Raw genomic sequence first — 8,939 nt, forward strand, 5'->3', positions numbered from 1 at the left:
ATTTTACACTGAAAAGATAAGATTCAATATAGATTTAGAAACAAAAACCTCCGAGCAAAATGCTCGGAGGTTTTTTTTGTTTTAGTAACTAATCAAAATACTGTACTATAAAATATTGTTTAATTTTGGTCTTTTAACTGCCTGAACAAAAGAAACATCATAACCAGAAAACTTCTTTAAGTAGCTTTCTATAGAAGTTCCAAAAGCATCGTTAAAACCTGTTTCGCCTCCAGAGCGTAAAAAAAGTTTCACACTTCCTGGACCTGCTAAATGTGCTGCTGCTAAAATACCAGATTCGGTAATTTTAACGCCTCCTATCCATCTTCCTGAATAACGCTTTATATCACGTCTTAATACCCATTTATTACGAGAGGTATTTAATAGAAATGCTTTTTCTTGTAAAGCAGGATCTTGAATAAAATTCTTTGTGTTTTTTATTCCTATAAGATCTAACGTAGAAGCCCCAAATTGGTATTTGCCAAGATATCCAAAGGTGTTTATACTAAAATAATTACCTTGGGATTCTTTAAATGCGAGTGCTTCTTTAAATCCAATATACATTTGCCCAGTAAGAGCTAAGGGGAAATAAGAAGGAATAACATCCTGAAGAGTTTCTTCAGGTAAAGGAGCAGTATAAAAAAGGTCTAAACCTTTTGTTGAATATTGAGAAAAGTCTTCTGTTTTATTGAATTCCCGTTTCTTTTCTAAAATATTCCCTAGTGACAATAGCCCTATCATAAATGGAAGAACTGTAATTTTAACCAGGTTTCTTATCATATAATCGCTTTTCGACTGCTAAGATTTTTAACTTTAAAATCTTATAAAGTGCTGTCTATTTCGGCCGGCAAAAATACAATAATAAAATAATCTACCAAACAAAAATCGACAAAATAACAGAAATTACCGTTTATTTAACAAAACCCTTTATTTTCAATGCTTTTCGTCGATTTTAATATTAAGATTCTTTTAAGAAAAAACATTTAAAAAACATAAATGCTCTTTTTACCCCCTTTTAAAACGTCAAGCGCAACACTAAACTGCAATCATATTGACATTTAAAATTACGATTTAAGGGAATTCACGAAACCCAACTGCCTCAAAAGTTAAGAACAGGGTTATTAACAGTTTTATTTGTTGTTAACGTCTTACTCCTTGGTTGCTAATCCAGCGCTTATAGGCGGCACTATTGGCATTGTGTTGAGAAAGTGTCTTTGCAAACTTATGATATCCAAATCGCTCTATATCTGCTACAAAATAGTAATAGCTATGCTTTTCTGCATTAAGAACAGCATCTATAGCAGAAATATCTGGCATAAAAATAGGACCTGGAGGAATCCCAGCATTTCGATACGTATTATACGGAGATTCTATTTCCAGATCTTTGTAGAGTACTCTCTTAATAACCATATCCCAATCATCTGCTTTCTTTTTTAAAGCAAATATGATCGTTGGATCGGCATCTAGCTTAATTCCTTTATTAATCCTGTTTAGATATACGCCTGCAACGCGAGGTCGTTCTTCTACCTTCGCTGTTTCTTTATGTACAATTGAAGCTACCGTGTAGACCTCTTCTGGAGTCATTTTTAATAGTTTGGCTTTTGCCATACGCGTATCATTCCAGAAACGCTTATGCTCTTTAAGCATACGGTCTCTGAATCCTTTTGCCGATATATTCCAGTACAACTCATAGCTATTTGGGATATACATAGTAAGCGCTGTTTGATCTGTAAAACCATTTACTTTTAAGAAATTTGGATCTTTCATAGCTAAAAGCAACGAGAGACTATCTGCCTCTATTTGAGTGGCAATACGTCCTGCTAGGTCTTCAATACGTTCTTGATTATTGAATGCGATTTTAACGGGCTTGTTTTTACTGCGTATTGTGTTTATAATGTCATTATTATTCATTCCCTTTTTAATAACGAAATGACCTGGTTTAATATTAGAAACATAATCCTTACGCTCTGCTACAGAAATAAAGGATGCAACATCTTCCAATAACGGTGCAATATCTTTTTTTACATCTTCAAAAGTAGCATCTGATCTTACTAAAAGATAGGCTTCCTTATTTTCAAATGCTGTGTTAGGAGAAAAAATAGCACTATAAACAGTGTACGCAAAAATACCTCCAACAACAACCCCAACAAGGACAATGATCAACAAAATTCGTTTAATATACATTATAATAGATATTGAAATAATAATTCGTTTTTATAGCTTTCGCGAAAGCGTACTCCTTCCCCACCAACTCTTCTCCAATCTTTTTTAATTCCTACCATCACAAAACCAGCATTTGTAAATAATTGAACACTATCCTCATTATCTTCGAGAATATTGGCATATAACTGATGCAACTTTAAACGTGTCTTTCCATAATTGAGAATCAATGCCAACGCTTCCTTTCCATATCCTTTTCCTCTATTCTCTTGTGATTCAATAAGAATTCCGACACCCGCTCTTGCGTTATGCGGATCATAATCAAAAAGATCAATGAGTCCTATAAGTGTTTTTGATGTGACTTCGCAGATGGCTAAACGCAGTTGTTTTACCTCATAAATATCTTTATGCGCATTCGAAAGATATTCTTTGATACTATATATAGAAAAAGGCACAAGGGTTTCGCTTACAGACCATAGACGCTCATCATTTTCTATACGATGTATGTCAATTAGATCTTCTGGTTCCAAAGCTCTTAAAAAAACACTATTTCCCGTGAGTGTTACCATGTGATTTTTCCTTCAAAAACATGAGTGGCGGGACCAATAAGAAAGATATTTTTATATCCATCTTCGTCTTTCTCAAAACTCACTTCAAGTTCGCCGCCTTCTACAGTAAGGCGTACACAATTTGATGTTGTCTTTCCTTGTTGATGCATCGCTAACGCTACAGCGGTCACACCCGTACCACAACTCAGTGTCTCATCTTCCACCCCACGCTCATAAGTGCGAACTGCAAAAGTATTTGCTTCCTTTTGAGACACGAAGTTAATATTACTCCCAGCGCTACCGTACAAATCACTATATCGGATACGCGCTCCTTTTTCTTTTACGTTTAAATCTGACAAATTTTCAGCAAGTTCTACATGATGTGGAGAACCTGTATCTAGAAAACTATATTCGGCTGTAGCTGTAATCTTAGATACATCTTGCATTTTCAAATGTACCATGTCATCTATAATCGTAGCTTCATGGACCCCATCAATAGCCATAAAAGAAGTAGTGTCAGCTATGATATGTAACGCTTTCGCGAAAGCGACAATACAACGCCCCCCATTTCCACACATACTACTCTCGTTACCATCTGCATTATAATATACCATTCTAAAATCTAATGATTCATGATTCTCTAAAAGAATCAATCCATCTGCACCTATGCCAAATTTACGGTCACAAAGCTTAGAAATAAGTTTGGTATCATCTTTGGGAAAAAACAAGTGCCGATTATCAATAATGACAAAGTCATTACCAGTTCCTTGATATTTAAAAAATGGTATTGTCATGTTATACATAGATGAACGACAAAAATAAGGAATTAGCATATTGTCTCTGCTGTTAAAAGGCAGTTAAATATGAAATGTGTATATACTAAAATTTTAATTTTAACATTATATAATTACCTAAATGAAAAAGACAATGAAAAAAATAGCAAGTTTACTTTCTGTTGCTGTCCTAGCAGGTGTTATAACTCTAGGCGCTTACAAATTATTTATTGAAGCTCCAGCTTCTACCCCTAACATAGTACAAAACCAACCTACTATTCCAGTATATACTCCAACGAGTTATACAGCTGCTTTAAATTCTGATATAGATTTTACAGAGGCTGCCGAGCGAACGGTGAATGGTGTTGTACACGTGAGTAACAAACAAGAATACACACAACCACGTAATATGATGGAATTTCTACGGGGTGGAGGACAAAGAGGTGGTATCGTTGGTGCCGGAAGTGGTGTCATTATCTCTGGTGACGGTTTTATTATTACTAATAATCACGTGATAGAAGGTGCTACCGAAATTGAAGTTGCCTTAAACGATAATCGTAAGTACAAGGCAGAACTCATTGGAACTGATAAAAAAGCAGACATCGCACTTATTAAAATAGATGTTGAAGGAGATGATTTACCGTATATCCCTTTTGGAGATAGCGATGCCGCTAAAGTAGGAGAATGGGTACTAGCTGTAGGAAACCCTTTTAATCTTACTTCTACTGTAACCGCAGGTATTATCTCTGCAAAGGCAAGAGATATTGATGAGTCCGATGGAAATAACCAATCGTTTATACAAACTGATGCTGCCATCAATCCTGGAAACAGTGGTGGTGCTCTTGTAAATACATACGGAGAGCTTATAGGTATCAATACTGCAATTACATCGCAAACAGGATCCTATGTAGGCTATGCGTTTGCTGTACCCTCCAACAATGCTCGTAAAATTGTAGAAGATATCATGCAGTATGGTTCGGTACAAAAAGGAATATTAGGAGTAAGAGGAAATTCAATAAACTCACTACGTCCAGAATCAATTGAAAAATATGAAATCACAACAACCGAAGGATTTTATGTAGATGTGGTTGATTACGAAAGTGGTGCTGAAAAAGCAGGAATAAAAAGCGGGGATATCATCAAACGTATCGACAACATAGAAATTAATAAGTTTTCTGATTTATCGGGGTATATCAGTTCAAAACGCCCAGATGATGTCGTTCAAGTTTATTTATTAAGAGAAGATAAAGAAATTACAGTTCCAGTAACACTTATTAAGTCTGTTACTTTTGATATAGAGAGACTAGGAATTCAAGTAAAAAATGCTTCTCCTAAAGAACTCTCTAAAGCGAAAGCGAAAAATGGAGTTATTATTAATAACACATTATCACCTGCAATGAGTCGGTATGGTATTGTTGGACGTGTAATATCTGAAATAGATGATCAGAAGGTTACTGACATAGAGGATGTAAAACGAATCTTTAATGAAAAAAATCCTAACGAACCCGTTAGTATTGTTTATGTAGATGACAATGGAGAACGCAACCGTCTTATATTTGAAAATTAAAATAATTACTAATAAATATTTTTCAATTATTAATCACAAATATTTAAACTATGAATTTATTAAAATTAAAAAAACATGAACTTAGTAAAGAAGAACAAAAACTAGTTAACGCTGGTTGGGTTTACTGCACTCGTAGCGGAGGTGGAAGTTGGATAGCACCTGATTGGCAATCAGCTTATCTTTGGGAAAATGTCTGGCAATCCATGGGACAAACTACACATTGCCAAGTTCAATCCGCATAATCCAATTGATTACAAAAAGCTCTTTTATTTTAAAAGAGCTTTTTTTTGTGTTTTACTGTTACGAAAACGTTTGAAATCTATACTTTTGCCGAAAATTCAAAAAGGATGTACCATCAAAAAACGACATCCAATAACGTAAATAGTAGTATGAGTCATTTAGATACTTACGAAACAGAGCTTTCATTTCAAGCAGACCGTCGTAGAGCGGCAGTAGCCTTTATTAAAATTGCAAGTGATTTATGGTATGATAAATCCATAGAGCTTGTTCTTTTTAGAAATCAACTTATGGACAGAAACGTAAGTGAGATTTTAGATTTACACGAGTATGCAGGTGCTTTTGTTGAAAAACCTATCTCTATTTTTGATAGTGTTGAGATTGCACAAGCTATTAAAACATTAGAGTTACCTCCTGCAAAACTAGATATAGGAAAACTTACCTATGAATTTCACCTTGAAGAAGGTCATATAAATGCAACCTCATTTGTAGCAAAAAAATTAAAACCCGCAAAAACAAGTGATGATATCACACCAAAAGATGTTGTTCTTTATGGTTTTGGACGTATAGGACGTTTATTAGCAAGAGAGCTTATGACACGTACTGGAAAAGGAGCACAAATGCGATTACGAGCTATTGTCACTCGTGGTAAAATAGACGCTACTGTTTTAGAAAAAAGAGCTTCCCTACTTAAGAGTGATTCTGTGCATGGAGATTTTGCTGGAACTGTAGCAATTGATGTCGATAAAAAAGCGCTTATTATTAATGGTACTACAGTACATATCATTAGTGCAAATGCACCAGAAGATATTGATTATACTGCGTATGGCATTGATAATGCACTTGTGATTGATAATACAGGTGCTTTTAGAGATCATGAAGCCTTGAGTAGACATCTTGCTGGAAAAGGAGTTGCTAAAGTATTATTGACAGCACCAGGAAAAGGAATCCCAAATATTGTTCACGGTGTCAACCACCTAGAGCACAATCCTGATGAAGTGTCTATTTTTTCTGCAGCGTCTTGTACTACCAATGCAATTACCCCAGTTCTAAAAGCGATAGATGATTCTTTTGGAGTAAACTATGGACATTTAGAAACTATACACGCATATACTAACGATCAGAATCTTGTTGATAATATGCACAGTAAATACCGTAGAGGAAGAGCCGCAGCGCTTAATATGGTCATTACAGAAACAGGCGCGGGAAATGCTGTGAGTAAGGCATTACCAACATTTGAAGGAAAATTAACTTCAAATGCCATTCGTGTACCTGTACCAAACGGATCTCTAGCGATATTAAATTTAGAGCTTAATAAAGAAACTACTCTGGAAGAGCTTAATACCACCTTAAGAAAGTACGCTCTTGAGGGTGATCTTGTAGAACAAATAAAATACTCTATAGATAACGAGCTTGTTTCTAGTGATATTATAGGATCTTCGGCTCCTAGTATTTACGACAGTAAAGCTACTATTGTAAGAAAAGGTGGAAAAAACGTCATACTATACGTATGGTATGATAATGAGTACGGATATAGTCATCAAGTGATCCGACTTGCAAAATACATCTCTAAAGTAAGACGTTTTACTTATTATTAATAGCATAGCTTCCTTAATAATATTGTATAAGGAATCACCTTATTTTAAAAGCTCACTTACACATAAGTGAGCTTTTATTTTATGACTAAAGAACCAAGTCTTACTTCTAAACGTATTTAAGTTGATTATTTCTAGTATTTTTGTTGTAAATAAACCTACGAGATAGTCACATAAACTATTTCTAATTGACCAAATACCCTAAAAACCCATGACAAAAGCAACACTCCCCCTTCTCATTTTATGCTTAGGTGTGCTCTTAAATGTACAAGCTCAAGAAACACAAAACGAAGACACTTCGCCCAAAACCGTGATAGAACAATATGATCAAGTCATAGAATCTAGCGGTAATTATAATAATGGTCCAAAACGATATAAAGTTATTGAGCGTCCAAAATTAGAACGCTACCGTAAACAACTTACTGATAGCGTGACTTCGCTAAAAACAAACATCACAACTCTCAATAAACGTATAGAAGATCAAGCTGCTGAAATTTCTAGCCTAAATACAAATCTTAGTAACACTCAAAAAAGCTTAGCTGATATAAATCTAGAGAAAGATAGTATGAATTTTTTTGGCTTACAAATGAGCAAAGGCAGTTACCAAATGATGATGTGGAGTATCATCGGGATATTATTTTTAGGACTCCTGTTATTTATATTCCGATTTAAGAGTAGTAATACCTTGACATACCAAGCAAAAAGAAAACTAGAAGAACTAGAGTTGGATTTTGATGATTATAAAAGGAAAGCTTTAGAAAAAGAACAAAAATTAGGAAGACAATTGCAAGATGAACGTAATAAACTCCTTAAACAATCTAAAAGCTAGAGATTAATAAGATACTAAATTAAAATCTGTATTTTCGAATACAGATTTTTTTATGCATATACGTTTAGCCACATTACAAGATTTAGAAGTACTCGTATCCCTCTTTGATGGATACCGTGTTTTTTACAGACAACCGTCTGACTATGAAAGCGCTCGCTCTTTTCTTAAAAAACGACTTCAGCATAAAGACAGTGTTATTTATATCGCTTTCGCGAAACCTGTGCTAAGTGCAGTCGAAGTAGCAGACTCAAACATAGCTGTAGGTTTTACGCAGCTCTATCCTATTTTTTCTTCGGTAAGTATGGAACCGATGTATCTACTGAATGATCTGTTTATAGATCTCGATTTTAGAGGTCAAGGTATAGGACAAGCGCTTATTGATACTGTGAAAGCACTATGTCGTGATGAACACCAAAAAGGAATTGTCATACAAACCGAAACTACAAATCCCGCACAACATCTTTATGAACGTTTAGGATTTAAGAAAGACCCAGATTTACATTACTTTTGGGCGACTTCAAAATTATAAGTACATGTACAACTTACGTCCTAATGATGAGCGATCTAGAATCGCCGTAATTTTCTTAATTATTACCATTATACTTGATCTTGCCTATTTTTTTTCAGATATCACTGAATACAATATGATGGAAAAAATTAATGATGGTATAGCTATAGATCAAGATCGAGCAGATATTATAGGGACGCTACAAGGGCTCTTTGCAATAGCTTACACCGTCTTGTTAATTGTTACAGCTACTATGTTTATAAGATGGTTTAGAAGAGCATATTACAATTTATCACAAATAGTGACTATTGACAACTCAGAAGGATGGGCTGCTGGTGCTTGGTTTGTCCCTATTTACAATTTGTTTAAGCCAAAACAAATTATGGATGAACTATGGGAAAAAACAAATAGAATTTTAAGTACACAAACACTTAATTACATCAAACAAGAAACTAATATTATAAGTATTTGGTGGGCATTATGGATCATTTCTGGTATAGGAAATAATATTGCGACCCGTATGTATCTCAGAGCAGAAACTGCTGAAGAATATATGACTAGTATCTCTTTAAGCCTTTTTATGTATTTATTTTCTATAAGCTCTGCAATTGCTGCAATATTTATCATAAAGAGATATAGTAAAATGGAATATTTATTAACTACTATTAGAGAAGATACTTCTTCTACTCTTGAAGAAATTCCAATCTCGTTATGACTAAAGTTTT

10 protein-coding genes are annotated in these 8,939 nt (G+C 34.5%); 6 read left to right on the forward strand and 4 right to left on the reverse strand.

What is annotated here, in order from left to right; all coding sequences use genetic code 11:
* Positions 1–105: 105 nt before the first annotated feature.
* The 4 genes from Q0505_RS20765 to dapF all read right to left on the reverse strand — a co-directional run bounded on the left by Q0505_RS20765 (position 106) and on the right by dapF (position 3,499).
* Positions 106–777 carry a peptidoglycan-binding protein LysM gene (locus Q0505_RS20765; RefSeq protein WP_299217434.1) on the reverse strand — a complete coding sequence of 224 codons (672 nt, stop codon included), beginning with the start codon at positions 775–777 and terminating at the stop codon, positions 106–108.
* A 360-nt stretch (positions 778–1,137) separates the two neighbouring features.
* On the reverse strand, positions 1,138–2,181 hold the full coding sequence (gene mltG, locus Q0505_RS20770; protein WP_299217437.1) for an endolytic transglycosylase MltG: 1,044 nt from the start codon (positions 2,179–2,181) through the stop codon (positions 1,138–1,140).
* On the reverse strand, positions 2,181–2,726 hold the full coding sequence (locus Q0505_RS20775) for a GNAT family N-acetyltransferase (protein ID WP_299217440.1): 546 nt from the start codon (positions 2,724–2,726) through the stop codon (positions 2,181–2,183). Before Q0505_RS20775 ends, mltG begins: the two co-directional genes overlap by 1 nt.
* A complete protein-coding gene (gene dapF, locus Q0505_RS20780) occupies positions 2,720–3,499 on the reverse strand; it encodes a diaminopimelate epimerase (protein WP_299217443.1) in 780 nt (259 codons plus the stop codon). Before dapF ends, Q0505_RS20775 begins: the two co-directional genes overlap by 7 nt.
* 133 nt (positions 3,500–3,632) lie before the next feature.
* On the opposite strand from dapF, the gene Q0505_RS20785 reads away from it, so the two are divergent.
* From Q0505_RS20785 to Q0505_RS20810, 6 genes are all read left to right on the forward strand, one after another.
* Positions 3,633–5,045 (forward strand): trypsin-like peptidase domain-containing protein, encoded by a 1,413-nt coding sequence (locus Q0505_RS20785; RefSeq protein ID WP_299217446.1) that lies wholly within the window; start codon positions 3,633–3,635, stop codon positions 5,043–5,045.
* Positions 5,046–5,095: 50 nt separating this feature from the next.
* On the forward strand, positions 5,096–5,287 hold the full coding sequence (locus Q0505_RS20790) for a hypothetical protein (RefSeq protein WP_299217449.1): 192 nt from the start codon (positions 5,096–5,098) through the stop codon (positions 5,285–5,287).
* A gap of 147 nt (positions 5,288–5,434) precedes the next feature.
* The gene (locus Q0505_RS20795) at positions 5,435–6,880 is read left to right on the forward strand and encodes a glyceraldehyde-3-phosphate dehydrogenase (protein ID WP_299217460.1); all 1,446 of its coding nucleotides are present in this window, start codon (positions 5,435–5,437) and stop codon (positions 6,878–6,880) included.
* Between the two features lie 208 nt (positions 6,881–7,088).
* Positions 7,089–7,706: a hypothetical protein gene (locus tag Q0505_RS20800; protein ID WP_299217452.1), complete on the forward strand. Its 618-nt coding sequence runs from the start codon at positions 7,089–7,091 to the stop codon at positions 7,704–7,706.
* Positions 7,707–7,758: 52 nt separating this feature from the next.
* Positions 7,759–8,235: a GNAT family N-acetyltransferase gene (locus tag Q0505_RS20805; protein ID WP_299217455.1), complete on the forward strand. Its 477-nt coding sequence runs from the start codon at positions 7,759–7,761 to the stop codon at positions 8,233–8,235.
* Between the two features lie 4 nt (positions 8,236–8,239).
* Positions 8,240–8,929, forward strand: a complete 690-nt coding sequence (locus Q0505_RS20810; RefSeq protein ID WP_299217457.1) for a DUF4328 domain-containing protein — start codon at positions 8,240–8,242, stop codon at positions 8,927–8,929.
* The last annotated feature ends 10 nt before the right edge of the window (positions 8,930–8,939 follow it).

It is taken from the genome of uncultured Dokdonia sp., assembly GCF_937910895.1.
GTDB lineage: Bacteria > Bacteroidota > Bacteroidia > Flavobacteriales > Flavobacteriaceae > Dokdonia.

What these genes read in the sequence shown, in the direction of transcription:
- Q0505_RS20785 (WP_299217446.1), top strand. Translation starts at nt 3,633, where the DNA reads ATGAAAAAAATAGCAAGTTTACTTTCTGTTGCTGTCCTAGCAGGTGTT.
- Q0505_RS20765 (WP_299217434.1), bottom strand. Translation starts at nt 777, where the DNA reads ATGATAAGAAACCTGGTTAAAATTACAGTTCTTCCATTTATGATAGGG.
- Q0505_RS20790 (WP_299217449.1), top strand. Translation starts at nt 5,096, where the DNA reads ATGAATTTATTAAAATTAAAAAAACATGAACTTAGTAAAGAAGAACAA.
- Q0505_RS20800 (WP_299217452.1), top strand. Translation starts at nt 7,089, where the DNA reads ATGACAAAAGCAACACTCCCCCTTCTCATTTTATGCTTAGGTGTGCTC.
- Q0505_RS20775 (WP_299217440.1), bottom strand. Translation starts at nt 2,726, where the DNA reads ATGGTAACACTCACGGGAAATAGTGTTTTTTTAAGAGCTTTGGAACCA.
- Q0505_RS20805 (WP_299217455.1), top strand. Translation starts at nt 7,759, where the DNA reads ATGCATATACGTTTAGCCACATTACAAGATTTAGAAGTACTCGTATCC.
- mltG (WP_299217437.1), bottom strand. Translation starts at nt 2,181, where the DNA reads ATGTATATTAAACGAATTTTGTTGATCATTGTCCTTGTTGGGGTTGTT.
- Q0505_RS20795 (WP_299217460.1), top strand. Translation starts at nt 5,435, where the DNA reads ATGAGTCATTTAGATACTTACGAAACAGAGCTTTCATTTCAAGCAGAC.
- Q0505_RS20810 (WP_299217457.1), top strand. Translation starts at nt 8,240, where the DNA reads ATGTACAACTTACGTCCTAATGATGAGCGATCTAGAATCGCCGTAATT.
- dapF (WP_299217443.1), bottom strand. Translation starts at nt 3,499, where the DNA reads ATGACAATACCATTTTTTAAATATCAAGGAACTGGTAATGACTTTGTC.